At 62.0% G+C, this 24600-nt stretch carries 22 protein-coding genes and 1 pseudogene; 4 read left to right on the top strand and 19 right to left on the bottom strand.

Annotated elements, in window-relative coordinates; genetic code table 11:
- Positions 1–23 precede the first annotated feature (23 nt).
- Genes ATJ78_RS04035 through ATJ78_RS04020 form a run of 4 tightly spaced genes read right to left on the bottom strand, consistent with a single transcriptional unit; the run spans position 24 to position 4592 of the window.
- Complete coding sequence (locus tag ATJ78_RS04035) at positions 24–1115, bottom strand: 6-phosphofructokinase (RefSeq protein WP_098406422.1); 1092 nt, start codon at positions 1113–1115, stop codon at positions 24–26.
- The gene (locus ATJ78_RS04030) at positions 1112–2563 is read right to left on the bottom strand and encodes an aldehyde dehydrogenase family protein (protein WP_098406421.1); all 1452 of its coding nucleotides are present in this window, start codon (positions 2561–2563) and stop codon (positions 1112–1114) included. Before ATJ78_RS04030 ends, ATJ78_RS04035 begins: the two co-directional genes overlap by 4 nt.
- Positions 2560–3741 carry a mandelate racemase/muconate lactonizing enzyme family protein gene (locus ATJ78_RS04025; RefSeq protein WP_098406420.1) on the bottom strand — a complete coding sequence of 394 codons (1182 nt, stop codon included), beginning with the start codon at positions 3739–3741 and terminating at the stop codon, positions 2560–2562. Before ATJ78_RS04025 ends, ATJ78_RS04030 begins: the two co-directional genes overlap by 4 nt.
- 53 nt (positions 3742–3794) lie before the next feature.
- Positions 3795–4592, bottom strand: coding sequence for a DeoR/GlpR family DNA-binding transcription regulator (locus ATJ78_RS04020; RefSeq protein ID WP_143741368.1), 798 nt, complete (start codon positions 4590–4592; stop codon positions 3795–3797).
- Between the two features lie 68 nt (positions 4593–4660).
- Here ATJ78_RS04020 and ATJ78_RS04015 point away from each other — a divergent pair, with 68 nt between their 5' ends.
- Together ATJ78_RS04015 and ATJ78_RS04010 are read left to right on the top strand one after the other, a co-directional pair.
- Entirely contained in the window at positions 4661–5524 is an 864-nt protein-coding gene (locus ATJ78_RS04015; RefSeq protein WP_098406418.1) for an aldolase, read from the top strand.
- Positions 5525–5539: 15 nt separating this feature from the next.
- Positions 5540–6262: a sulfite exporter TauE/SafE family protein gene (locus tag ATJ78_RS04010; RefSeq protein ID WP_098406417.1), complete on the top strand. Its 723-nt coding sequence runs from the start codon at positions 5540–5542 to the stop codon at positions 6260–6262.
- On the opposite strand, the gene ATJ78_RS04005 is transcribed toward ATJ78_RS04010, so the two are convergent.
- From ATJ78_RS04005 to ald, 7 genes are all read right to left on the bottom strand, one after another.
- Positions 6259–7350, bottom strand: a complete 1092-nt coding sequence (locus ATJ78_RS04005; protein ID WP_098406416.1) for an NAD/NADP octopine/nopaline dehydrogenase family protein — start codon at positions 7348–7350, stop codon at positions 6259–6261. The genes ATJ78_RS04010 and ATJ78_RS04005 overlap by 4 nt on opposite strands.
- A 62-nt stretch (positions 7351–7412) precedes the next feature.
- Positions 7413–8555, bottom strand: coding sequence for an NAD(P)/FAD-dependent oxidoreductase (locus ATJ78_RS04000; protein ID WP_169923380.1), 1143 nt, complete (start codon positions 8553–8555; stop codon positions 7413–7415).
- Positions 8556–8576: 21 nt separating this feature from the next.
- Positions 8577–9359, bottom strand: coding sequence for an amino acid ABC transporter ATP-binding protein (locus ATJ78_RS03995; protein ID WP_281253362.1), 783 nt, complete (start codon positions 9357–9359; stop codon positions 8577–8579).
- Positions 9356–10267 carry an amino acid ABC transporter permease gene (locus ATJ78_RS03990; protein ID WP_211288421.1) on the bottom strand — a complete coding sequence of 304 codons (912 nt, stop codon included), beginning with the start codon at positions 10265–10267 and terminating at the stop codon, positions 9356–9358. The genes ATJ78_RS03995 and ATJ78_RS03990 overlap by 4 nt, the downstream gene beginning before the upstream one ends.
- Before the next feature lie 47 nt (positions 10268–10314).
- On the bottom strand, positions 10315–11226 hold the full coding sequence (locus tag ATJ78_RS03985; protein ID WP_169923379.1) for an ABC transporter substrate-binding protein: 912 nt from the start codon (positions 11224–11226) through the stop codon (positions 10315–10317).
- A gap of 169 nt (positions 11227–11395) precedes the next feature.
- Positions 11396–12106, bottom strand: a complete 711-nt coding sequence (locus tag ATJ78_RS03980) for a GntR family transcriptional regulator (RefSeq protein WP_098406412.1) — start codon at positions 12104–12106, stop codon at positions 11396–11398.
- Positions 12107–12201: 95 nt separating this feature from the next.
- Positions 12202–13308, bottom strand: a complete 1107-nt coding sequence (gene ald / locus ATJ78_RS03975; RefSeq protein ID WP_098409194.1) for an alanine dehydrogenase — start codon at positions 13306–13308, stop codon at positions 12202–12204.
- Between the two features lie 136 nt (positions 13309–13444).
- Here ald and ATJ78_RS03970 point away from each other — a divergent pair, with 136 nt between their 5' ends.
- Entirely contained in the window at positions 13445–13924 is a 480-nt protein-coding gene (locus ATJ78_RS03970) for an Lrp/AsnC family transcriptional regulator (RefSeq protein ID WP_098406411.1), read from the top strand.
- 151 nt (positions 13925–14075) lie between these two features.
- Here ATJ78_RS03970 and ATJ78_RS03965 read toward each other — a convergent pair whose 3' ends face one another.
- Positions 14076–14522 carry an SDR family oxidoreductase gene (locus tag ATJ78_RS03965; RefSeq protein ID WP_098406410.1) on the bottom strand — a complete coding sequence of 149 codons (447 nt, stop codon included), beginning with the start codon at positions 14520–14522 and terminating at the stop codon, positions 14076–14078.
- A gap of 23 nt (positions 14523–14545) precedes the next feature.
- Here ATJ78_RS03965 and ATJ78_RS03960 point away from each other — a divergent pair.
- A pseudogene (locus ATJ78_RS03960) lies at positions 14546–14968 on the top strand (ROK family protein); the annotation flags it as partial.
- A gap of 56 nt (positions 14969–15024) precedes the next feature.
- Here ATJ78_RS03960 and ATJ78_RS03955 read toward each other — a convergent pair.
- The 7 genes from ATJ78_RS03955 to ATJ78_RS03925 all read right to left on the bottom strand — a co-directional run bounded on the left by ATJ78_RS03955 (position 15025) and on the right by ATJ78_RS03925 (position 24588).
- The gene (locus ATJ78_RS03955) at positions 15025–16962 is read right to left on the bottom strand and encodes an SDR family oxidoreductase (RefSeq protein WP_098406408.1); all 1938 of its coding nucleotides are present in this window, start codon (positions 16960–16962) and stop codon (positions 15025–15027) included.
- Positions 16959–18449: an FGGY-family carbohydrate kinase gene (locus tag ATJ78_RS03950; RefSeq protein ID WP_098406407.1), complete on the bottom strand. Its 1491-nt coding sequence runs from the start codon at positions 18447–18449 to the stop codon at positions 16959–16961. The genes ATJ78_RS03955 and ATJ78_RS03950 overlap by 4 nt, the downstream gene beginning before the upstream one ends.
- A 9-nt stretch (positions 18450–18458) precedes the next feature.
- Positions 18459–20099, bottom strand: coding sequence for a glycerol-3-phosphate dehydrogenase (gene glpD, locus ATJ78_RS03945; protein WP_098406406.1), 1641 nt, complete (start codon positions 20097–20099; stop codon positions 18459–18461).
- A 51-nt stretch (positions 20100–20150) separates the two neighbouring features.
- Positions 20151–21023, bottom strand: a complete 873-nt coding sequence (gene lsrF, locus ATJ78_RS03940; RefSeq protein WP_098406405.1) for a 3-hydroxy-5-phosphonooxypentane-2,4-dione thiolase — start codon at positions 21021–21023, stop codon at positions 20151–20153.
- 9 nt (positions 21024–21032) lie between these two features.
- A complete protein-coding gene (locus ATJ78_RS03935) occupies positions 21033–22058 on the bottom strand; it encodes an ABC transporter permease (RefSeq protein WP_098406404.1) in 1026 nt (341 codons plus the stop codon).
- Positions 22055–22954 carry an ABC transporter permease gene (locus ATJ78_RS03930; protein ID WP_211288420.1) on the bottom strand — a complete coding sequence of 300 codons (900 nt, stop codon included), beginning with the start codon at positions 22952–22954 and terminating at the stop codon, positions 22055–22057. Before ATJ78_RS03930 ends, ATJ78_RS03935 begins: the two co-directional genes overlap by 4 nt.
- Before the next feature lie 74 nt (positions 22955–23028).
- Positions 23029–24588: a sugar ABC transporter ATP-binding protein gene (locus ATJ78_RS03925; RefSeq protein ID WP_143741367.1), complete on the bottom strand. Its 1560-nt coding sequence runs from the start codon at positions 24586–24588 to the stop codon at positions 23029–23031.
- Positions 24589–24600: the final 12 nt, after the last annotated feature.

Raw genomic sequence — 24600 nt, 5'->3', positions numbered from 1 at the left:
CGGTGTTTGTGTGTTGCGACGCGCTAGGGAAGCGCGACGAGGGGGGAAAGCCAGGTGTGAAAGGAGCGCAGCTCGCGCGGATCTGCCGCGTGCCATTCCTTGGGCACGTGGCGCACGCGGCCGCCGACCTCGCTCAGTGCGACGGGCGCGATGTCGCTGGCACCGTTGAGGCTGGCCATGACGCCGCTCGGGCCGCTCGGGTCGCGGAGCCAAGCGCCCGCCGTGGCCCCGAGCTCACGAGCCTCACGGGCATCGACCGGGCTCATGAGCGCCGTGTTGCAGCGCTGGGCTGTTCCCAGCACCTCGCCACGGGCGGTGATGCCGAGACGGGTGGATGCTGTCTCAGCGAGCACCCGCGCGACACCGCCCTGGATGAGCTGCGCATGGTTCTGAGCCTTGACGGGCTGCTGGGTCAGCTCAGGGGCGACTCCCTCGCTCACGATGACGAGAGCGCGCCCCTTCGCCCGCAGCACATCGTCGATGTCGGCGATGAATGCGTCGAGGTCGAAGGGCTGTTCGGGGGTGATCACGAGGTCTGCAGCGTGCTCCGGGTCGTGGTCGTGAAAGCTCCCAGCGAGAGCGAGCCAGCCGGTATCGCGGCCCATCACTTCGACGATGCGCAGCTTCTCGACGCTGGCCATCGCCTCGTGGTCACGCACCATGTCGGTGATCGTCGCGGCGAGGTAACCCGCGGCGGAGGCAAAGCCCGGCGTGTGGTCGATGCGCACGATGTCGTTGTCGATCGTCTTCGGTATGCCGACGGCGCGCAGGTTCGAGCCGTTCTCCGTGGCGCGGTTGGCGATGGCGTCGAGAAATGCCATTGTGCCGTTGCCGCCGATGAGGCTGAGCCCCGTAACGCCACGTCGTTCGAGGTTCTCAACGATCGTGTCGAGATCGTCGCTCGTCACCGCACGCCGGCCACCGCGCAGCCAGGAGCCCGTGCGAAGGAGCTCGTCCTCCGATGGGCGGACGTCGGTGAACTGCCCCTCGACGAGAGCCTCGGGGCCACCGCGCCCAAACAGCACGGGCTCTCTTCCGACGGCGTCGATGAAGCCCGCAAGGCTGCGGTTCACGACGGCCGTCGGCGCACCCGTCTGCGCGATCGCTATGGTCACACCGACTCCGTCTTCGTCGCGATGGTGCGGAAGTGCTGGTGGGCCTCGAGTCCCTGTCGACCGCCTTCGTAGCCGAGCCCTGAGAGGCCGATGCCGCCGAACGGTGCACCCGGGTAGTTCGGAGTCGCGGTGTTGATGCCGATGATTCCTGCGCGGAACTCAGCCGCGACAGCATCCGCCCTGCTTTCGTCTTGCGTGCAGACGTAGCTGGCGAGGCCGTAACCGGATGCTCGCTGCAGGCCAAGTGCCTCGTTGAGGTCGTCGTACGCGATGATGCCCGCGGCCGGGCCGAAGACCTCGTCCGCGACGAGTGTCGACGACGCCGGAGCGTTCATGACGAACTGGGGTGCGGCGTAGTGACCGCTCGTGGGAAGCTCGGTCTGGCCGAGCAGCGCCTCGCCGCCTGCCGCGACGGCGTCGTCGACGAGCGATGCCACGCGCGCGGGGTCTTTCTCCGGAGCGAGCGCACCGAGGTCGGTTGCCGCGTCGCGCGGATCGCCGACGACAAGTGACGATGCCGCGGCTGTCAGTGCGTCGCGGAAGTCCGCCTCGAGCGAGCGCGGAATCAGCACGTTGTTGGCGCCGATGCATGACTGCCCGTTGTTGCGGAACTTCGCGATCATGAGCGTATCGACGGCTGCGTTGATGTCAGCGTCGTCGAGCACGACGAACGATGCGTTGCCTCCCAGCTCCATGACGGCGGGGGTGAATCGCGGAGCGATCTGCTCATTGATGATGCGGCCGACGCGTGTGGACCCGGTGAACGAGACGCAGTCGACGCGTTCGAGCCACGGGGTGACGACGTCGGCAGGCGTCCCGAGCACCGTGTTGACGACGCCGGCGGGAACGAAGCGCTCGATCAGGGCCGAGAGACGAAGCGACGAGAGCGCGGCGAGCTCTGCGGCGCGAAAGACGACGGTGCAGCCCGCGGCGAGCGCTGCCGCGATCTTGCGTGCGGGAATCGAGACGGGGAAGTTCCACGGCGTGATGACGGCGACGACGCCCATGGCCTGGGGCTGAACACGGTGCGTGATGCCGGGAATGACGCTGAAGTGCTCGTCGCGCTGCGCCTCGAGCAGATCGGCGAACGCGTCGAAGTACACGGCTGAGAAGTTGATCTCGCCCTGCGCTTCGGCGAGCCTCTTGCCCGTCTCGGTGCTGAGCAGCCAGGCCCAGCTGGACTCGCCCGTGGCGGACGCTTCATCCCGAAGTGCTCCCGCGATCGCTCGCAAGGTCGCGACGCGCTCGTCGACTGGCGTGGCCGACCATGATCCGAACGACTGCTTGGCGACGTCGAATGCGCGCAGGGCGTCGTCGGCTGTGCCCTGGAGCACGTCGCCGAAGGCGTTTCCGTCGACCGGGCTGATGGCTTCGATGCGGCGGCGGCCTTGGCCGTCAGAGACGATCTCTCCGCCGATTCGGACGCCGCTTTCGGACAACTGGTTCACTGTGCCTCCTCAGAGAGTGGGACGAGATACGGAGCAAGATGCTCAAGGTCGATGTCGACGCCGAGGCCGGAGACGCGGGGCACGGCGACGGTGCCGTTCGGGGTGAGCAGATGGTCCACGGGTTCGCGCACGGGATTCTGTCTGATGTCCCACTCGAGCCAGGGGGTCGTGGGGTTCGCTGCGGCGAGCTGAATCGAGATCGCCGTCGAGTACGCACCGTTGTAAAGGTGCGGCGCGACAAGGGTTCCCGATGCTGCGGCAGCGGCGACGACCTGCTGGTAGTCGGTGACACCGCCGACTTTGCCAGCATCCGGCTGCACGATCGACACGCCGGGCTGCGCCAGGTACGGCAGGAACGCCTCCGAGCCATAGAGGTTCTCCCCCGTGGCGATCGCGATCCCGGTCTCCGTGAAGACGCGACCCAGGTGTTCCGGAGCGTCTCCACTCACGGGCTCTTCAATCCACTCAATGCCGAAGTCACGAAGCATCGGCGCCATCGAGATGGCTTCCTCGAGCGTCCACCCCTGGTTCGCATCGCCGAAGAGCCGAAATCCATCACCGAGGATGCTGCGAGCAACTGCAAGGTTCTGCTCATCCGTTTCGCGACCGAAGCCGAGCTTGACCTTCGCCGCGTGAAGTCCGAGGTCGAGGCACCGCTCCGCCGATTCTCTGACACCGCTCGGACCGAGGCTCGACCCGTAGATGGGAATCTCGGTCAGGGGGTCATCGCTGAGAAGTGCAGAAAGTGCGACCCCACGCTGCTGCGCTGCTCGAACCCAGAACGCCTGGTCGATTGCGCTGATCGCCTGGTAGACGGGTCCGATCGCTCCCCATTGCCGAGCGACGCGCGTCAACGACGACAGCAGCACGTCGCGAACCGCGGCCGTGCCGGTGAATCGTCGGCCCACGAGGAGCGGGGCGATCCCCTCAGTCACGGTCGCAATGCGCTCACGCCAGCCCCACGACGGGTAGTTCACCCAGCTCTCACCGGTGGCCACCGATCCGTCGTCGAACTCGACGTCGACGAGAAACATCACTCTGTGTCCGAGAGCGCCGAACGACATCGCGACGCCCGACGTGATCGGTGCGCGATAGACGCGGCAGCGCACGTCCGTTACCGCATTGTCGGGTACCGACGCGTGCGGGACGGACTCACAGAGTTGATCGATTTCAAACATTGCATGCAGTGTTGCATGACTGTGAGGCGAGGTCAAGCGCGAGCTCGAAAAAGTTATGCGAGAACGAACGAGACGCCGGCCGCTGCGATCTTGTCGGCGATGCCCGGCTCCCACTCGCGGTCCGTCGCAATGCGAGAGACGCGCTCGAGTCCACACACGCGCACAGCCCCGCTCGCATTGGCCTTCGTCGCATCGGTCGCGAGAATGACCTCGCCGGCCGCATCAATCATGGCGCGCTTTGTCGCCAGCTCCACCGAGCTGTGCACGTACAGTCCATCCTCGTTGACCGCACTCGCTCCGAGGACGAGCACGTCGATACGCAGTTCCCTGAGGGCCGCGACAGCGCCAGGGCCGACCATCGCCTGATTCTCGTGCAGCAAGTCCCCGCCAACGCCGATCACGCGAATCTCCGGCCACTCCAGCATGCTGGCGAGCACAGGCACCGAGTGCGAGATGACGCAGCCGGTGAACTCCGGAGCGAACTCCACAGCGCACGCGTGAGCCGTCGTGCCCGCATCGACGCCGACCACCCCGTCGCGGGGCACAATGGTCTTCACGGCTTCTGCCACACGCTTCTTCGCAAGGGAATTGCTGTGAGTCCGACGCGAGAACCCCGCGGGCGGCTGACGTCCGGCGAGTAGCCGTGCGCCCCCGTGCACGAGTTCGAGTTCCCCCTCATCGGCGAGCTGCTTGAGGTCGCGCCTAATGGTCATCTCGGCGACGGCGAACTCCTCGCTCAGTGCATGGACGGCGACATGGCCGTCGCGGAAGAGCCGCTCGAGGATGAGTATTCTGCGCCGTTCTGCGCCGCCGTGACGAAGCGACTCTCCCCAGGTGTTCACATCTCGCATGCTAGCAAGGCTCTGATAGAGTGCGAACACAATGTTCGTTTTCTCACATTTTGGACCGAAGGATTCTCATGTCTGATCCGACTACCCTCGCCCGGCCGTCTGGCGGGTTCGCCATGCTCGCCGTCGACCAGCGCGAGGCGCTGCGTGACATGATGTCCCGCGCGCGCTCGACCGACATCAGCGATGCCGACATGACGGAATTCAAAGTGGCGGCGACGCGTGCTCTCACTCCGTACGCCTCAGCCGTTCTCGTTGATACAGAATTCGCGTGGGATGCTGTCGTCGAACAGAACGCGGTCGCATCGTCATGCTCACTCATTGCCGCCGCCGACCGTTTCGTCGCGGGCGAGAACGAGTTCGTCCGGGAGTCCACGTTCGACACGTCGCTCGACTACGAGGCTCTCAAACGCCAGGGAGCGAAGGCCCTCAAGCTCCTCGTGCTCTGGCGAGAAGATCAAGACCCGCAGAGCCGCGTCGACGAAGTGCGCGCCTTCGTTGACGCCTGTCGCGAGCTCGACCTCGTCTCGATCATCGAGCCCGTGTCGCGCGGCCGGTGGGACGGTGAGCCGACCGACGTTGAAGCGGGTGTTCTTGCAGCGGCGAAGGAACTCGGCGATCTTGGCGCCGACATCTACAAGGCCGAGGTTCCGTTCAAGGCGGCCGAGAGCGACGATCGCGTGTATGACGCGTGTCGTGAGCTGACGGACAGCATCAACGGCCCATGGGTCGTGCTTTCCTCCGGTGTCAACGCCGAGAGGTTCCCGGATGCTGTCGCAATCGCCTGCCGCGCGGGCGCGTCAGGCTTCCTCGCCGGTCGCGCTGTCTGGGCTTCGGTCTTGGGTGCTGAGTCGGTCGACGACGAGCTGCGCACCGTCTCGATTCCGCGGCTGGAGCGTCTCGGCGCTATCGTCGACGAGAACATTCGCAACTGACGTAAGGACCCGACCGTGACCTGGCTCTTTGCGCTCTGTGCCGTCACGGTCGGGTCTGCGCTTCAGCGCGTTACCGGGCTCGGCTTCACCCTCGTCTCGGGCCCGCTCCTCGTTCTGGTGCTGAATCCTTTTGACGGCATCGTTCTCGCCAACATCCTCTCCGCGCTCATCGCCCTCGTCGTACTCGCGCGCACGTTCCAGCACGCTCAGTGGCGTACGGCCGGAAAGCTGTCGATCGGCATCGTCGTCGGCGTGCCGATCGGCGCGGTCGTCGTCTATGCGTTGGATGCTGACATGCTGTTGATCCTCGTCGGCGCGCTGACGACCGTCGCGGTCCTGATCGCCCTGACGCGCAGGCCGATGCCGGTGTTTCGAGGAACTACCGGCGCGATCTTCGCTGGCACGCTCTCGGGCTTCAGCAATGTCACCGCCGGTGTTGGCGGTCCCGCGCTGGCGATGTTCGGGGCGGCGACGAAGATGTCGATGTCGTCGTTCATCCCGACCGTGCAGGTGGTCGCGCTTCTCACCAACATCCTGTCGGTCGCGGCGAAGCCGCACATGTCGCTTCCGATTCCTCTCGTCATCGCCGCGGTCTGCTGTGTTCTGGTCGGCCTTGTCGCCGGCTCATTTCTGCAGCGCGTCATCACGCCCACGCGCGCGCAGACCCTCGCCCTCGCGCTGGCACTCGCGGGCTCGCTCGCGGCAACGGCCCGGGGCGTCTTTGCCCTCGTTAGCTAGGTCACTTTCTCCACTGCGTTGCCGACATCGGACAGCCCACCGTGCGCTCGTGGCGAGTTCAGATGCTGATTACGCTCTTGTGCATCCCAGTAGTCTCTGAATAGTTGCCACGGTTCGTCATCATACGAGGACTCGACTCTCGAGCATAAGACAGTTGTTGCCGTCACCACGCTCTGAAGATGCGCGCACGCCGTTCCCCACTCTCTCGCGAGTGCGAGATACTGCGCGAGCCCGAACCATACGTCATCTTCCAAATACCGATACCTCAGCGTTAGAGGCGCTGCGGAGCCCGCAAATCCCGCGAAAGTCTGCAAGCACTCCAGGAGAGTGTCCCCTCGCATGCCCTCGGCTTCGTAGTACCGCAGCATCCAGTCTTTGAGCGTTAGCGGTTCGCCGCCCAGAGCTTTCACCAGCTCCAGCCGTTCTGCGTCGAGCGCTTCCATGAAGCGCGCCGTTGCTGGCGACAGCCCCTCCCTGTAGAAGAGGAACGGCTCTGCGTTGTCGATGCGTGCAGCATTAAGAAGCACAACCGCCGGGTGGATCATGTGGTTCGCATTCGACAGTGTTGTTGTGCTGAGGTCGCTAGGTGTCAGGTGCGGGAAGTACGGGCTGTAATCCCTCACCAGCGCGTCCGTTCTGTCTGCGGATTCAGAGGCCAACGGAAGGTCGCGTTTCGCTGCTCCCAACCGGAAGCGGTTCTCTGTTGCGTCAAGCCGCCCTCCGACGATGAACGCCGTGACCTCGCCCAGCTCTGGAGCAGTCAGACCCCACTCGTCGAACCACGCCCGAACACGTAATACTCCAGCGAAGCCGCCCGGGGCGAGCAAGAGCTTGCGCCCGGCGATCTGCTGACGGTGGGCGTAGAGCACTCCTTTGAGATTCGTGCTGTCAGAGATGACCACAAAATGCGTGGTTTCGGGAAGAATCCCCGGCTGCAACCACACGGGCCCTTCGACGTTCTCGACGCGCATCCCTGGCAGAGCCTCGTGCGAAAGCGATGACGAGAGAACGCCGACTTCTTCGCCGGTGTTCGCCGATGCATAGACAGCGGCGGGGAGGGCTTGCGGGCCCCCGATGACAGACAGCACCGTACTGCTCCTTTTCCTGAGTGTTGAGAACAACGAACGCGCGAGTACTCGCGCCACAGCTACTACGCCGCGATGAACCGGGACAGCCCGAATGACGCGAGCGAGGCGTGGCGATCGCCCTCGATCACCTCACGAGAGACGGCATCAGCGAGGTGAGCAGAGAGAGTGACGCCGCTGTGCGTGGCGACCGCGTAGACGGAGTGGTTCTCATCCACCCAGTCGGCGATCGTAAGCCCATCGTCGGGCAGAACCCGGGTGCCAAGCAGCACCGACTCGGTCGTCGCCTGGTTGAGGGCTGGGTAGAGTTCTCGAGCACGATCGAGAAGAAGCGCCGGAACCGTCCAGATTCCGGGGTCACCCATCTCCCATTTTCCACCCGTGGGGTTATCGGCAAAAGTGATCCCGCCGTTTCGTGCTGGCCGGAGCGCGATTCCCTCGGAACGAATCAGGTGACGGATGCCGGAATTGACCATGCCCGTCGTGCTGATGATGCCGACCTTCGGGTGGCCGCTACCTCCCGACCCCGTGTCTCCGACCGGGTCAATTGTCGGGAACTCGATACCCTCGTTCGTGAGGATGCGCCGAGTGCCGTTCCCGGCGGCGAGGATCACGACGTCAGCGTCGTACTCATGAGTCGCGCCGTCCGGCGAGGTGGTCGTGACGTGACGCTCCCGCACGCGCGTGACGGTCTGGTACGGGAAGAACTCAGCGCCGCGCTCCACAGCACGGTCGAGAAGGCTCACGCACATGGTCTGCACGTCGATCCAGCCCTCTTCGGCATACAGCGCGCCGCCGCGGACCTTCGCCGCGGTGAGGTTCGGCTCGAGGTCAGCCACGTCGGAACTGCTCAGCGATCGAGCGTCGTAGCCGTCGGAGCGAAGTCGCGATACCTGGGACTCGATCGCGTGCATCCTCTCATCTGAATGAGCGACCTGCACCGTCCCTGTCTGATGGAACCAGTGCGCTCCGTTCTGCGGCAAAGTGCGGGCCACCCGCTCGTGCGCACGCAGGCCGAGGTAGTTGAGCTCGTAGTAATCCGATGGCGTCTTGCTGTTCGCGTTGACCCACGCGAATGTCGCTGAGCTCGTTCCCGACCCCGGCGCCGCAGCGTCGATCACGGTGACCGAAGCACCTCGGCGTGTCAGTTCGTCGGCCAGGCTGCATCCGATGACACCGGCTCCAACGACGATGATTCTCTGATTCACGATAAAGTTCACTTTCTCGACCTAGCTGATCCCGACGGAGGCGAAGAACTTCTGAGCCCGCGCCGCCGTGGGGTTGTGAATGACGTCACGCGGGGCCCCGCGCTCGATGATGCGTCCGGCGTCCATCATGATGACCTCGTCTGCGACTTCTTCGGCGAAGCGCATCTCGTGCGTCACGATGAGCATGGTGGCGCCTTCCTCGGCGAGGCCTCGCATCACCGCGAGCACCTCATTCACCAGTTCCGGATCGAGCGCGCTCGTGGGTTCGTCGAACAAGAGCAGCTTGGGCTCCATCGCTAAGGCACGCGCGATCGCAACGCGCTGCTGCTGACCGCCGGACAATTCATTGGGGTAATGGTCTTTCCGATCCGCTAGGCCCACCTGCGCGAGCACGCGAGCGCCCGTCTCGTCAGCAACCTTCCGTTTGACACCTTTCACCAGCATCGGTGCGATCGTGACGTTCTCGAGCGCCGTGTAGTTCGGAAACAGGTTGAAGTGCTGAAAGACCATTCCAAAATTCAGAGTCTGGCGCCGAGCTACCGATGCCGAGACCGGAATGCGGTGCCCGTCGCGAACCTGATGCCCGATCATCTCGCCGTCGAAGAAGATTGCCCCGCCGTCGATGCTTTCGAGCATGTTAACCGTGCGCAGCAGTGTGCTCTTACCCGAACCTGACGGACCGACGATGCAGGTGACCGTTCCCTGCTTGATTTCAAGGCTGACCTCATCAACCGCTCGAAGATCGCCGAAGTGCTTGCTCACCTGAACGAGTTGCAGCAGGGGAGTTGTTGTTGTGATCGTCATTTTCGTGCTCCCGTCAACGATCCGGATGCTGTGGGAATCTCCCCCGTTTTGGGCGCGACCTTTCGTCGGGCAAAGCCTCGGCCAAAGCGCTTCTCGAGCCGCGATTGCCCGAACATCGCGATGCTCGTCAGCACGAGGTACCAGATGACGGCCACCATCAGCAGCGGGATCGTCTCGAAGTTGCGTGCGTAGATCGTCTGTACCGTCGTCAGGAGTTCTGCATACCCGATGACCGAGACCAGCGACGTGTTCTTGAAGATGGTGATGACCTCGTTCGCGAGCGATGGCGTGATCACCCGAATGAGCTGCGGCCCAAGAATCTTCTGGTACGCCCTGACCGGCGCGATGCCCAGTGACCTGCACGCCTCGAATTGCCCGGACGGGAGAGACAGAACGCCGCCGCGGAAGATCTCGGCCGAGTACGCGCCGAGGTAAATCGCCAGCCCGATGACGGCGGCGCTGAACCGGCTGATCACCTGGTTCGTCGGCACCTCTGCGATGCTGAAGACGAACGGAATGCCAAGGTTTAGCGTCGGCACGAGCGCCCCGAAGAAGAACACGACGAGAAGCATCACCAGAGGGGGCATCGCGCGCATCACCCAGATGTACAGCACGGCTGCCGTGCGCAGAACGATGTACGGCGAGAGTCGGCACCATGCAGTGAAAACACCGATGATGAGCCCCAGCACCGTGGTAAGGACCGTCAGGCTGATCGTGTTCAGCAGCCCCTCGATGATGACCTTGCTGAAGAGATAGGAGAAGATCGTCTCCCACTTCCAGTTCTCGTTGAACACGAAGAACTGAATGAGGACAAGGATCAGGTAGGCACCGAGCACATACGTCACCCACTGGCCGACGCCCACGCGAGACCGGATCGGAAGGCTCGCCGTGTATTCGACATCTTTCACGGCCGCGGGTTCTTTCGCGAGTTGTCTACGTCGAAGTTGTGACATGATTAGCCCTCGCCGATGCTGTTTTCGCTGTTGATGTCCATCGTCGGCACGCCGAAGTCGGCAAGACCCCACTGGTCGAGGAGCTTGTCGTACACGCCGTTGTCAACGAGTTTCAGCAGCGCCGCGCGCAGAGCATCCCGGAATTCAGCGTTGTCTTTATGAATGCCAATTCCGACGACGCTGTCCTGTTCGGTGTAAATCAACTTGAACATGTCGGAGTCCGTGCGCACGTTATAGGCCATCGGCGGGAGATCCCCCCAGAACCCGTCAGCCTCGCCGCTCTTGACAGACAGCACTCCAGCCCCACCGTCTTGGTACGCGTTGATCTTGATCGCCGGCTCCCCTGCCGCAGCACATTCCTTATTGGCCGCCTCAAGGTTCGCCTGCTGAGACGTTCCGCGGGTATAACCGATGCTCAGTCCGCAGAGGTCCGCGGGCTCGACTTGGTCTTTCTCGAAATCGGCTGAGGCGATAATCGCTGTACCGTTCTGCAGGTAATCGATGAAGTCGATGTGTGTCTGACGCTCGACGTAGTCGCCGACAGACGCGATGACGTCATATCGTTTGGACTCCAGCCCGGGCACCAGCGCGTCGAACGTTACCTCTTTGAACGAGACCTCGATTCCGAGCACTCGCGCTGCCGCGCGCAGCAACTCCGGGTTCAGCCCCGTGATATCACCCGAGTCGTCGACGAACTTGACCGGGGGTATGTTCGCGTTGATGGCCGCAGTGAAGCCCTTGTCCTTGTACGAGTCGGGGAGCATCGCCGCGATCTCGTCGTCTCTCTCAACGGCCGTTACGACATCCTGACTTCCGGACTGCTGCTCCGTATCGTCGAGCTCGGGGTTCGAGCATGCGGTCAGCCCCATCAGGACCGCCGCTGCAGAGAGGGCAATTGCCAATGATCGCTTCATTGCGATACCTCCAGTGTTGTGTGGTTGATGCATCGAGGTGATGCGGGTGCATCGGGCAGACTGTGATGTCGGCCCGCGATCGTCGCTGTCCGGGTGTGTGACAGCGAGGGGTACTCGAATCGCGGCCTCGCCGCGATCTGTTGATGGTTCGGTCTAACTGAACGTTGTGTCAGCCTTGGTCTGTGTACTCCAGGTAGAGGTCGATGAATCCGGGGCGAAGGTAATAGGCAGTTGATTCGGCGATCTGCCCGTTCGGTTGCCACATGTGCCGACGTCGACGCAAGATCGCGACCCCCGGGTCAATCCCCAGAAGCTCGGCGTGCGTGTTCTCGAGAAGCAGTGCGTCGAAGTACATGCGCGATCGAGCGACGGAAACCCCAATGGCTGCAAAATGCTCGAGGACGGCGAAGGTCTCTAAGTTCTCGTTCAACAGCTGCGGTGAAAGTTGGAATGGTACGGCGGCCACCTCAACGACGACCGGAGTGTCATCGAGGTCATGCCTGACCCGAACGAGTTGAACAACTGGCTCGTCTCCCTCGATGCCCGGAAGTTCGACCTCGGCCGCATTCGCCGACACAACCTCGGCCGAAACAACGGAGAGCCGACCCGGAATCCCCGCGCTTCCCACTTTGGGGCCGACGGAACGCAACAGGTTGACCTGGCGTGCCCCCTCGGCGACGTGAGTTCCGAGGCGTTTATGCCGCACCACCAAGCCCGCCTGCGCGAGGTCGTTCAGCGCGCGTTGCGCGACAGATCTGCTGACGCCGTGCGCCGACTGTAGCTCTGCCTCCGTTGGCACTTTCGCGCCGGGAGCGAGCTCACCCGACTGAATCCGTTCCTCAATTTCGGTTCGGATCTTCTGGTAGAGCGGCAATGTCATGCAATGACCGTACAATTAAATAAATGACCGGTCAATAGTATGGGAGGATCCTTTTTGAATTTTTATCAGGATGCCGCGTGGGGAGCGTTGACGTATCAGGCGACGAGCAGTTCGGCGTCCGTGCCCAGCGCTTCGGCGACGTCGCGGTTGACCAGTCGCCCGTCGCGCACGTTCACGCCGCGAGCCAGCGCATGATCGTCCCGCGCGGCCGCGTGCCATCCCTTGTCCGCGATGTTGACGATATAGGGAAGCGTGACGTTTGTGAGTGCCCTGGTCGACGTCGCGGGTACCGCTCCGGGAATGTTCGCCACGCAGTAGTAGAGCGAGTTGTGCACAGAGAATGTCGGATCCTCGTGCGTCGTGGGGTGCGATCCCTCGAAGCATCCACCCTGGTCGATCGCGATATCGACCAGCACCGAACCCTCCCGCATGCCCGCCACCATCTCATCGGTCACGAGCTTCGGTGCCGCGGCGCCGGGAACGAGCACCGAACCAATGACCAGGTCGGCGTCGGACAGCTGCTCCGCAATCGTCAGTCGCGAAGAGTGCCGCGTCTGGATTTGAGAACCAAACTGAGCTTCGAGCTGTCGCAGTCGCGGAAGGGAGAGGTCGATGACCGTCACGCGCGCACCGAGACCGATGGCATTGCGCACTGCGTGCTCCCCAGCGACCCCGCCGCCGATCACGACGACGTGCGCACGCGGCGTTCCCGGAACACCGCCGAGCAGCATCCCCCGACCACCGTTCGGCGACGTGAGCTGGTACGACCCCATGGTGACGGAAAGCCGCCCGGCGACCTCACTCATCGGTGCGAGGAGGGGCAACGACCCGTCTTCTCGCTGAACGGTCTCGTAGGCGATCGCGGTGGTCCCCGCGTCAATAAGCGCCGTCGTGCATGGCCGCGATGCCGCGAGGTGCAGGTACGTGAACAGTACCTGCCCCGACCGCATCTTGCTGTACTCCGGTGCGATGGGCTCCTTGACTTTCAGCAGCAGGTCGCCTCTGGCCCACGTTTCGTCCGCGTCCTCAGCGATGTGCGCACCGGCGGCGGCGAACTCGTCATCGCGGATGCTCGAGCCGTCACCCGCGCCCGACTGCACCCATACTTCGTGTCCGTGGCGCACGAGCGTATCGACCCCTGCGGGCGTGATGGCCACACGGCTTTCATTGTTCTTGATCTCGGTGGGAATGCCGATTCTCATCATGCCTCCTTCTCTCGTTCCACCATCTTGAAAGACGTTCGGGGCGCAGTATTCGTTAGCGAATCTCTGCTTGACGGAAGTTTGATATCGGGAGATATATTCAACGTGGCCCGCTTCAGAGGCGAAAGGACCGCAGATGTTTCACACAACTGACGAGCTCGATGAGGTCGATCTCGCTCTGCTCTCAGCGCTCATGGCTAACGCTCGCGCGACCAACCGGCAACTGGCCTTTGCCGCGGGCATCGCTGAGTCCACATCCCATGCACGGGTACAGCGGCTCGAAGACCGCGGGGTCATCGCGGGCTACGAGGCGGTGGTGCGCCAGCGCGAACTCGGCGCAGGACTGCAGGCCATCATCGGGGTGACGCTGCGTGCCGGCGCGCGACAGGCGAGCATCACCGAGTTCTCGACGAAGGTGCGAGCGCTTCCCGAGGTCACGCAGATGTTTTTTCTCGGCAGCAGCGAAGACTTTCTCGTTCACGTTGCGGTGAGCGACTCGAGTGCTCTGCGAACGTTCGTCGTCGAGAACCTCTCGGGGAACCAGGCTGTTGCGTCGACGCGCACGAGCGTCATCATCGAATACAGCCGCAACAACTCGACAGCCTCGTTCGATTGATTGACCGCTCGTGACGATCCTGACGCCGTCCCCCGCAGCACCCGCCGCTAAATGGAGACCTTGGTAGCCCATCGGCTCGGAAACACCGGCTACAGACGCGCCGTCAGATCCGCAGCCGTCTGCCATCGTCTTGATCATCAATACGCACGTCTTAAGCCCCATCAGTGCTATCGAGCACCTCGAGCGCAGCGGTGCCGCTCTCGTGGCGCTGCCAGAGCTTGTCGGCGACAGCATCCGGTTCATGCTTCAATCCTGGGCCGACGGGTCCGACGATCACGAGCTGCGAAACTTGGACGCCTCGCGGCGCAAGCGCGTCACGCAACACATCGACGTACGCGGTCTGCGCCGACGTCGCTACGGCACTAGCCGCACGGTCAGGGGTCGGGCGCTGCGCTCCGCTTCCCGTTGTGACAAGCACTGTTCCTGAGCCGCGGGCAATCATGTCAGGCACAACCATCTCAATCGCCGTCGCCGTGCCCCCGACGCTCAACGCCAGCGACGCGGCTAACTCTTCGGCCGAAGTCTCAAGCACCGGGTGAATGAGCTCGATGTTCGGAAGCGGGCTGATGCAGAGAACGTCGACCCTGCCCAGCCTCACGGTGAGTCGCCGGTCCAGCCTGCACGTGCGGAAATTCCGGATGCTTGTTGCAGTACGCTTCGATCCCCGCGATTCTGCGGGACTACAGAACGGCGCACGGTGTCGACGTCGAGTGGGCAGAATTCTGCGCGCGGGCGCGAGACGGCGACGAGCATGCTGTCGCGATCATGCGCCGCGCCGCTTCAGTGCTCGGTCGCATGCTCGTGAACACAAGCCACATTCTCGACCCCGAGATCATCGTCCTCGGTGGCGAACCCTCACGCGACATCCCTCATTTCGTCGACGATGTGGCCGACGTGGTGCGCCGGCTCGCCCTTCCCCCTGTTGGCCGCAACGTTCACGTGCGTGCTGCGTCACTCGTCGACGCGCCCGCCGCTACATCCCGAGCCGGCATCGAATCTCTGCATGCGCTCGACGAAGTCGCGGCCACCGCTCTGTCTGCGTAGGCCAGCGCCTGCTCATTACGTCGTCTATAACGGCATCCGTCATAGACGACGTATCATCAAATTACTCGTTCGTTGCCACCGTCCACTGTGACGTGCGCTCCCGTCGTAGCCGAAAAAGCCACCCCGCAGAGAGCGACGACGGCGTCGGCCACCTTTCGGCTCGTAACCTCGACGCCGAGAAGGTTTCGCGTGCGATATTCCTCAACCGTCAATCCGTACTGGTCCGCACGTTCCTTTAGCCGTTCAGGCGTCCAGATAGCCGTGTCAAATACAGCGTCAGGATCAACTTGATTGACACGAATACCATCAGCCGCCCATTCAAGCGCTGCGACTCGAGCTAACTGCGCCGCGCCAGTCTTACTTGCCGAATAAGCAGCAGCGCCCGGCCCGGGAGCAGCAACGTTCTTCGTGGATACCAACACGACGCGGCCGCCGCGTGGCGCCCGCGCTAGGAAAGGATGCGCCTCGCGGAAGATGCGCGCGACGGCTGTCAGGTTAACAGAGAGCGCCGCGTCCCAGGTGCGGTCGTCGAGCTTCGAGAGTGACGACGCGTCAGGGAAGATACCCGCGGCGACGATGAGAACGTCTACCCCTCCGAAGTCGCGGGCGGCGACCTCCGCAGCAGTGGAAAGCACTGCCGCATCGCTGACGTCTCCAACGACCCCGCGCCATGCATCAGTTTGGAACATCGACTCAACATCGGGGTTCAGGTCGACGCCGACTACCGCCGCACCCTCGGCGAGCAACCGCTCTGCACATGCGCGACCAATCCCCGAGGCTGCGCCGGTGACGAGAGCGACTTCACCGGCGAACGCTCCTCGCGATCGCCTGGTGAGTTTCGCCTGTTCGAGTGACCAGTACTCGATATCAAAACTCGCACTGTTGTCTAGAGACGCGTAGCCCGACATCCGGTCGGCAGCCTCGATGATCCGGGACGTGTGGATGGCGATATCGCTCGCAATCTTCGCCTCTTTCACCGTCGCGCCCGCCGTGAGCATTCCCCATTCCGGATCGAAGATCACCCTCGGTGCAGGATCCAACTCAACAATGTCGGAAACTCGTCCTCTGTTCGCAGCGACATATGTCCGATACCGATCCCCATAGGCAGTTACGTCGCGCCCGATCAATGGTTCTCGCTTCGTGTGAATAACGTGCTCCGGCGTCGCCGTCCCTCGGGAAGTCACGGCCTCAAGATCGCTACGCGACGCGAAGCTCCGTGCTTGCGCTGAGTCCGACTGGCAGACGATCATTGGCTTGCCCGCAGCTGCGGACAGCTTTGCTCGGAAGTCCGCGATGTTCACAGGGCTCCCAGCACGAGAGATCTGCTCCCCGTCGCGCCCCCAAGTTTCGACGCCAAGCGCTCGAGACGCCCGCTCAACAAGCGCACGATGACGTCGCAAAGCAGCATCGGCGTCGTCGGCGAATGTGAAGAGTCCGTGGTTGGAGAGCACAATCGCATCTACGGTTCCGCCAGTGATCGCCGTGTGACTCGCCACCTCTCGGGCCAGGTCGAACCCGGGCATGACGTATGGGAGTACGAGCACGCGTTCCCCCAATGCATCGATGACACGCTGCGCCCTTGTGCCTGCATCGCCACGCTGATTGGTCAGCGCAACGATGGCGTCGGCGTGCGAGTGCAGGACAACGCGGGCGGGAATGAACGCGTGGAGGAGCGCTTCGATGGAAGCAGTCGGTGCCGAGGCAATAAGTGAAGCCTGCTTCACCTCATTGACCATCTGCTCATCGGTCAGTTGTTCGCACGTGAGAACGTCGAGCAGTCGCCTGCGTCTCAATGGAGCGAAACCCTCCGGTTCGATCGTCGCGAGATCCCAACCGCTGCCCTTAACCCAGACAGTGTCTATGTCGGCTCCAGTGACGTCGGCGGTCGTCCCCTTAATCGATGTGTTCCCGCCGCCGTGAAGGACAAAAGCCGGATCTGACCCCAGCTCTCGCGACACGCGTGCAATGGTGTCTAGTTCGGGCACCTCACTCATGATTCAATCTCCGTCCATACGGCCGACATCGCGGCGATAGCCTTGTCGAAGCGCCGAGATTGCTCTCGGTAGATTTCGCGATCAGGTCCGGGCTCGACAACGAGCTTGGGGTCAGGATCGATTTCCCACGAGGCTGTGTCGGCACCGACACCCGCTGCGGCAAGGAGAGCTACCCCTCGCGCACCGAGCTCAGTACCTAGCTGGCGGCGCACCGGATGATCCACGATGTCCGCAAAAAGCTGAGCCCAGAGCGCATTTCTCGCTCCCCCGCCAGCCAACGTCCATGGCCCTTCTGTAAGTACCGATGTTCTGCTCATGCGCTCTAGCTGATGGCGGTGATACTGAGTAATCCCTTCGGCCACAGCGCGAGCCATCTCGTGGTACCCGTGATGCGCTTTCAAGCCGATAAAAGTGCCGGATGCCCCGAAGTGCTCCGGCGCGCCATGGATGAACGGAAGGAACATCAGACCGTCTGCTCCTGCGGCAACCGTTGACGCTGCATGAAGGAGTTGCGGAGGCGTCACGCCATCAGGTGCGACGCTTGACATGAGTGACGCGAACCACTCAATACTCGCTGCGGATGTCGGCGCAACCTCCATTGCGGCCATAACACTCGGAGTAGGAAGTAAAGCATTCAAAGTGACGTTCGGCGGTTCTCGATCGATCGGCACCGTCACGGAGTTGATCGCCCACGTTCCAACGATCACGGTCACTTCACTTTCGTCAATGGATCCCGCCCCAATGGGACTCGCAATGCAGTCGAGGCACCCAGCCACAACCGGAAGTCCCACGGGGAGCCCTGTCTCGCGAGCGGCCACGTCGGTCACGGTGCCAACCACTTCGTCCGATGCAGCGAGAGGGGGAAGCAACCGCATGAGCTCCCGCGGCAATCCGAGTAGATCAAAGTGACGCGCTTCGTACGCGCGCGATTCCAATGACATCAGGCCACAGGCTGAAGCATCGGAGACTTCCGCGCCCGCTCTGCCAATCAGATTGGTTCGAACCCAGTCTTTGCACGTCAGCATGTGGTGTGCAGCTTCGACGCTGTCCGGCTCGTTCTCGACAAGCCAGCTCAATAGGACACCAGGTTGACCCGCCCACGGTACTGAGCCTGTAATCTTCCTGACGCCCTCTACGTCATGAGGATCGAGGTTTGCGACGATAGCTTCCGCACGGTTATCGTTCGAGGCGATGGCCGGTCGAACAGGTTTCAGCTCCTCGTCAACGAGATAAATGCCGTTGCCTGCCGCCGTGACACCAAGGGAGACCGGTGTCCAACCGTTCTCCCTCAACCACGACGTCAGATCGGACAATACCGACGCCACAACTTGCCAGAGAAGCTGCATGTCGATTTCCTGCTGTCCAGCTGCTGCAGCGTAACGCGGATTGGGAGCAGAAAACGTCCTCACTTCTTCCCCAGCCTCGTCGAAAGCTCCTGCTTTCGCGGATGTCAGTCCGACATCGACTCCGATGTAACACTGCTTCATTGCATTCCCTTATTCGCGAATCTGATTCTGGAGTGGCCGGGGCCGGAAGCGCGCCATCGATGCGACGTACGCGGCTCGCTGCTCTTGAGCGTAGTCAGGGGTCCACTCGCCCTCGGCAACAAGTACGTCTGCGGCTTTCGATGCCGCGTTCAGTCCGACATCCCGGTTCAGCGCGATCGTCGTGCGTCTTAGGAGAATGTCCTCGAGGGTGACGGCGCCTTCGCAGCGCACGGCGTAGATGATCTCAGCAGCGATGGCACTGGTCTCGTCGTCGACGATTTCGGCAAGCTCGGGGACGTCCGTCGCCAAACGCTCTATCGTCGACGCTGCTGTTCCGTACGTGTCGACGAGCCGTGCGGCGACGTTAGCGGAAAGCTTCGACGACTGGATGAATTCCGTACGATAGGACTCCCACGGTCCGTCGGGCGCTCCTGGAAACCGCATCATACGAGTCGGCGATGGCCGCTTCGAGCGGCCCAGCCTGCGCGCGAGCTTCCGCGCGACTTGCTCCCCCAGCGCGCGATGCGTCGTAAGCTTTCCACCAACGATCGAGTAAAGACCTGTCTCGTTCCCCGCGTGCTCGATAATCTGATGGTCGCGCGTCACTTTTGCGGGATCGTCGAGGTCACCGACGTATGGCAGTGGGCGCACTCCGGAATATGACCACAGAACGTCTTCGGGAGTGAGCCTTGCGGTCGGGATGAGGTCGTTCACCGCGCCGAGCAGGTAGTCGATCTCGTCATCGTCAATTGCGACATGATCGATATCGCCGCTGTATGGCAAGTCCGTCGTGCCGATCATGTACCGTCCTTGCCAGGGCAACACAAACATCGGTCGTGAGTCCACGGGCGACTCGAAGAAGATGCACGTCTTCGGCGCCCCCGGAAACGTGTCGATGACGAGATGGCTGCCCTTAGTTGGACCGATCTTTCGCTCGTGTTCACCTGCGAGATCGAGCACAGAATCAACCCATGGACCAGCTGCATTCACAACCAGCCGAGCGGCGACACTCTTCTCGTTCGCGGTGATCCGATCTCGATACCGAACACCAGTGATATTGCCACCAGAACGCACCAAGCCGACAACGGGAGCGTGCGTGAGAATGATAGCGCCGTGAGCAGCTGCGTCGCGTGCCAGCTCGATGTTGAGCCTCTCGGTCAGGGGAACGTGGGCGTCTTGGAAGAGCCCTCCCCAGGAAAGCCCCGCTGCGGCAAGGGTCGGCCACTCCCGCTTCAACCGTGATTTCAGAAGGATGCTGTTGAAGGGGAGCTTCTTCCCGGCAGCCAGGACGTCGTGAAGCATAAGGCCGCACGCCAGCATCCACCCGGGCCTCGATTGCTTTTTCGAGAACGGGATCAACATCGAGTAGGGCTTCACAAGGTGCGGCGCCTCGCGAAGCAGAAGTTTGCGCTCTCGAATAGATTCGTGCACCAGATTGAGCTCGAACCTCTCGAGATACTTGAGGCCGCCATGGATGAGGCGCGTTGAAATGGCTGACGTCGCGGACCCGATGTCTGCCCGATCCAGTAGTGCTACAGACAGGCCGATCGCCGCTGCCTCACGTGCGATCGCAAGACCGTTGATGCCCGCACCGATAATCGCCACGTCTACGGGCCCGACGTCGGCCTGATAGGTCGACAAATTTGACATGAGAGTCCTAACAAAGAACGGTTGCGGGGCTTGTCGGCCCCGCAACCAACATCAGCTGGAGAGTTCTTGATACAGCGCGTACGCATCTGCGGGCGTCGCGCCATCATGGACCACGGCGCGCACCGCACTGAGCATCGCTGCCGGGTTCTCTGATTGGAAGACATTCCGCCCCATGTCGACTCCCGCTGCTCCTTCATCGATGGCACGGTATGCCATCGTGAGCGCATCGAGTTCAGGAACCTTCTTGCCGCCGGCAACAATGATCGGAACCGGGCATGCCGAGGTGACGGTCTCGAAATCTTTCTCAACGTAATACGTCTTGATGAAATGGGCGCCCAGCTCCGCCGGGATGCGTGTGGCAAGACGGAAGTAGCGAGCGTCGCGCACCATCTCCTTGCCGACGGCAGTCACTCCAAGAACTGGGATTCCCGCTGCTTGCCCTTGATCAACGAGCGTCGACATGTTCTTGATTGACTTTGTCTCGTGCTCACCACCGATGAACACCTGAATGGCCATGGCTGCAGCGTCGAGCCTCACCGCGTCGTCGATGTTTACGGTGATCTCTTCGTCTGAGAGTTCTTTCAGCACGGAGGGGCCGCCGCTCGCGCGCAAAACAATCCCCTTTCCGCTGGTGGCGGGAATCGTCGTACGAAGGGCACCGCGTGTGCACATCAGCGCATCAGCCTGTGGAGCGAGCGGGACGATCGAGCGATCGAGGCGCTCGAGACCAGAGGTCGGTCCCTGAAAGTATCCGTGGTCGAAGGCAAGCATTACCGTCCTGCCGTCTTCGGGGTCGAAAATGCGTGAGAACCTGCTGCGCATTCCCCAGTCTTGTCCGGAAAGCCCCTTGAGAGGGAACGATCCGGAGCTGGCGCTTACGCCGCTGAAGTCTGTTCCTTCGCGAAGGTCATCGAGGTCAGCCATGTACGTCTCCTAGTTGTTATTGCGATTGAAGGTGAGATTCTTGCGGAGTGCTCGAAGCGACGATTTTCCGGTCCCAGATGCCGCGCTCGAAATGACCACGACAAGGACGACGAGCAGACCTTTGAGGATGTTCTGCGCTCCAACACTCCAGCCGATGAGGTTGAGAAGGCTCGATAGCATCGCGAAGAACATGGCGCCGGTCCAAACACCGGTCACAACGGGACGTCCCCCGGCGATCAGAGTGCCACCGATGACAACGACGGCGATCGAATCGAGCATGTACGAGGTTCCGAGCACCGTGCTGGGCGAGATCAGGGCCGAGAGAATGGCACCAGCGAGTCCAGCAAACGCGCCACTCAAGATGTAGGTCGCCCCTGTTACGGTACGCACCTTGATCCCGGCCTTCTCCGCTGCCTTCGCGCTTTGTCCGATGGCAATAACTGACAGCCCGAGTGAAGTTTTACGCAGTCCGAACGCCACGACGACTGTGATCGACAGCACCACGAGTGCGATACCTGATACACCGAAGAGTCGCCAGTTGACAAAGGCCCTCAGCGCCATATCCGCGCCGCCACGATTCGCTTCGGCAAGAACCAGGATGACCGATGTGAGAACCAGGCTTGTGGCAAGAGTGGCGATAATCGGTGGAACCCGAAGAGCGAGAATCGCGAAAACGCTGATAATAGAGGCCGCAACGCCTGCCACCACACCAGCGGCGATACCCGCAATTGCGCCGAACTCGGTTCCGATCGAGACGCTGACATACGCGGAGACAGTGACAATCGTGCCGACAGAAACATCGATGTTGCCCGGCCCGAGGGTGATGACCATCATTTGACCGACTGCGACAAGAGCCAAGTATGGAGCGAGGGTCAACGCTTGGAATAGCGGCTGCATGACCGAGCCCGACGTCACTGCAACAATGCTCGCCCATACAAGAATCACACCGACGAGCGACCATCCCCATGCGGGCCACGTCAAGCGGCCCGCGCGCGATTGAGGTTGAAGATCCTGGGACTGAAGTGATGTCGTCATGAGCGAGTGAACCGTTCCGTAATGACGCGACCAGCGAGTACGGCGAGTACGATGGCGCCCTGCGCCGCCGATTGAATGCTGGACGGGAGGTTGATAACGCTGAGCAGAACCGTGATGAGCCCGAGAGTTACGGCGCCGAGTGACGCTCCCAGAGGGAGAGCTCTGCCACCAGCGAATGTGCCGCCCCCCAGAATCACCGCAGCGATCGTCATGAGCGTGTAACTACCTGCCGAATTGATGTCGCCAGATCGGGTCTGCGAGGCAAGCAGCAGGCCCGAAATAATGATGAGAAGAGACGCGAGCGTGTATGTCGCAACCCGAGTCGACGTCAGCGACCACCCGAGCTTCTTCAGGGTGTCCGGGCTACTCCCAAGGGCGCGCATTCGAGCGCCGAATCGGCTATATCGAGCGATGTACCAACCGACGGCGCATGCGATTGCAACGTAGACAAGCGGTGCAGGGAACCAGTCCGGTCTCCAGCGACCGATTGCTGTGAGCCACTCCGGCGTCTGTCCACCGGGTGTCGGCATGAGCTGAAGGCCGATACCAAACCAAACGAACGAGAGCCCGAGCGTGACGATGATCGAGGGAACACCGCGCTTCTGAATGAGGAAGCCGGTAAGGGCATAGGCGAATACGATTCCGACGAGCATAAGTACGCCTACCAACGGCGATGAGGTCAGCACGGTCGCTGCAATTGCCGTTACGAGCCCAACGAGGTTTCCGACTCCCAGATCGATATCACCGATCGACATGATGAGCATTTGCGCCTGCGTTGCAAACACAAGCGGGACGGCCGACATGAGCATGAGCGTGAGACCGTTCACGCTCAGAATCGCTGGCTGGTTCACGACAGCCAAAGTGAAGATCACGACGAGCGCTACGAGAGCGAGCATTGCAGGTGAACCGTGTGACAGGGAAACGCGTGCCCTGCGTCCGAGAGGCGTCGATCTGGATGAAAGTGTGTCAGTCATGAGCTGTGTCCTGAACTGTCGTCAAATGAATCGGCAATGATTCTTTCCTCAGAGATCTCGTCAGCATCGAGTGCAGAGACGATCTTCCCGGCGCGGAACACATAGACGTGGTCGCACTGAACCATTTCCGCGTTGTCCGTCGAGTACCAAACGATGCTTCGTCCACGAGCTGCCTCCGCTTTCATCAGCGCGTAGAGCTCGTTCTTCGTCGATACATCGACACCTCGAAATGGGTCGTCGAGAAGTACAAGCTCACTCTCGCTCGCGAATGCCCTCGCGATCAGTACCTTCTGTTGATTTCCTCCGCTCAAAGACGTAATCGGGGCGTGCGCACCTCCACGGACACGCAGGATCTCTACCCAGTGCTCCGCGAGCTCTCGCTTGCGACGCGCGTTGACGATGCCGAACCGCGTGATTACCTTGGAGGCCGCGATTGTAAGGTTCTCTGCAACATTCCAGAGAGGAAGAATTCCTGATGTCTGCCGATCTCCCGGTACGTATGCTCGCGCCTTAGGCACGGTCACACCTCGTCGCAGAAGGCCGGCATCCCAGAGCCTGCGGAGAACCAGCTCTTGGCCCTGACCGGCAAGCCCAGCGAGGCCGACGATCTCGCCTGTTCTGACCTTCATGCCGGCACCAGCACCGTGCGTGATCGATACGACAGTGCCGTCGTCGGACGCATCCCCGCCGGTAGACGCGACGCGGTTCAAGGTTCCCGTATCGGCGCGAACACTTCCTCCCATCATCACTAGCAGCTCGTCTTCTGTGACGCTGTCGGTAGTCGCCGTCCCCGCCACTGCTCCGTCTTTCATCACGACAACGCGATCGCTGTGCGTGATCACTTCCTGCATCCGGTGGGAGATCAAGAGCGCGCCCACGCCTTTGTCGGTTAGCGAGTGGAGGTATTCGTAGAGCTGGGCCGCGGAGTCTGAATCCAACGACTCAGTCGGCTCGTCGAGAATCAACAGCCTGAGGTTGTCCGTGCATAGCGCTCGCGCAATCTCGACCATTTGGCGTTGTGCCATTGAGAGGGCGTCGGCCCGCCTCAGCACAGTGATTCCGTGTTCTGGAAACACCGTGTCCAATGTATGTTGAAGCCTCTTCTCCATAGCGCGCCGCCATGAGAACAGAGAAGTCTTCCGTGGGTCTGAAAGGTACGCATTCTCAAAAGCGCTGAGATCGGGGCAGAGTGCGAGTTCCTGATAGATCATTCGCACGCCGGAACGTTCGGCTTCCGAGGAGTCCCACGAGACTTTGCTGTCCTGCCCAGCAAATGAGATCCGCCCCGTGTCCGGTTGCTCACGCCCGGCGAGCATGCGGGTCATCGTGCTCTTTCCAGCGCCGTTGTGACCGACGAGCCCAACTATCTCTCCAGGTGCTATTTCAAGACTTGCCCCGGAAAGCGCACGAGTGTTTCCGTACGACTTCTCGATGCCGGACGCCACGATGATCGACTGATCGGACGACGCTTTATCTTCTCGTTCGGTCGCTGCAGCATTCATTGTCATGTCTCGGTTCCTGTTTCTGGCGTGGTGGATAGCAGGATCGTCGGTCACAGGTGAGTGGCA

This window comes from Paramicrobacterium agarici (assembly GCF_002563955.1).
Lineage (GTDB): Bacteria > Actinomycetota > Actinomycetes > Actinomycetales > Microbacteriaceae > Paramicrobacterium > Paramicrobacterium agarici.
This window is presented reverse-complemented; position numbering and strand designations above follow the sequence as displayed.

Coding starts and splice junctions, on each gene's coding strand:
- ATJ78_RS04025 (WP_098406420.1), bottom strand. CDS start 3,741: ATGTTTGAAATCGATCAACTCTGTGAGTCCGTCCCGCACGCGTCGGTA.
- ATJ78_RS04020 (WP_143741368.1), bottom strand. CDS start 4,592: ATGCGAGATGTGAACACCTGGGGAGAGTCGCTTCGTCACGGCGGCGCA.
- ATJ78_RS04015 (WP_098406418.1), top strand. CDS start 4,661: ATGTCTGATCCGACTACCCTCGCCCGGCCGTCTGGCGGGTTCGCCATG.
- ATJ78_RS03995 (WP_281253362.1), bottom strand. CDS start 9,359: ATGACGATCACAACAACAACTCCCCTGCTGCAACTCGTTCAGGTGAGC.
- ATJ78_RS03985 (WP_169923379.1), bottom strand. CDS start 11,226: ATGAAGCGATCATTGGCAATTGCCCTCTCTGCAGCGGCGGTCCTGATG.
- ATJ78_RS03980 (WP_098406412.1), bottom strand. CDS start 12,106: ATGACATTGCCGCTCTACCAGAAGATCCGAACCGAAATTGAGGAACGG.
- ald (WP_098409194.1), bottom strand. CDS start 13,308: ATGAGAATCGGCATTCCCACCGAGATCAAGAACAATGAAAGCCGTGTG.
- ATJ78_RS03970 (WP_098406411.1), top strand. CDS start 13,445: ATGTTTCACACAACTGACGAGCTCGATGAGGTCGATCTCGCTCTGCTC.
- ATJ78_RS03955 (WP_098406408.1), bottom strand. CDS start 16,962: ATGAGTGAGGTGCCCGAACTAGACACCATTGCACGCGTGTCGCGAGAG.
- ATJ78_RS03950 (WP_098406407.1), bottom strand. CDS start 18,449: ATGAAGCAGTGTTACATCGGAGTCGATGTCGGACTGACATCCGCGAAA.
- glpD (WP_098406406.1), bottom strand. CDS start 20,099: ATGTCAAATTTGTCGACCTATCAGGCCGACGTCGGGCCCGTAGACGTG.
- lsrF (WP_098406405.1), bottom strand. CDS start 21,023: ATGGCTGACCTCGATGACCTTCGCGAAGGAACAGACTTCAGCGGCGTA.
- ATJ78_RS03935 (WP_098406404.1), bottom strand. CDS start 22,058: ATGACGACATCACTTCAGTCCCAGGATCTTCAACCTCAATCGCGCGCG.
- ATJ78_RS03930 (WP_211288420.1), bottom strand. CDS start 22,954: ATGCTCGCTCTCGTAGCGCTCGTCGTGATCTTCACTTTGGCTGTCGTG.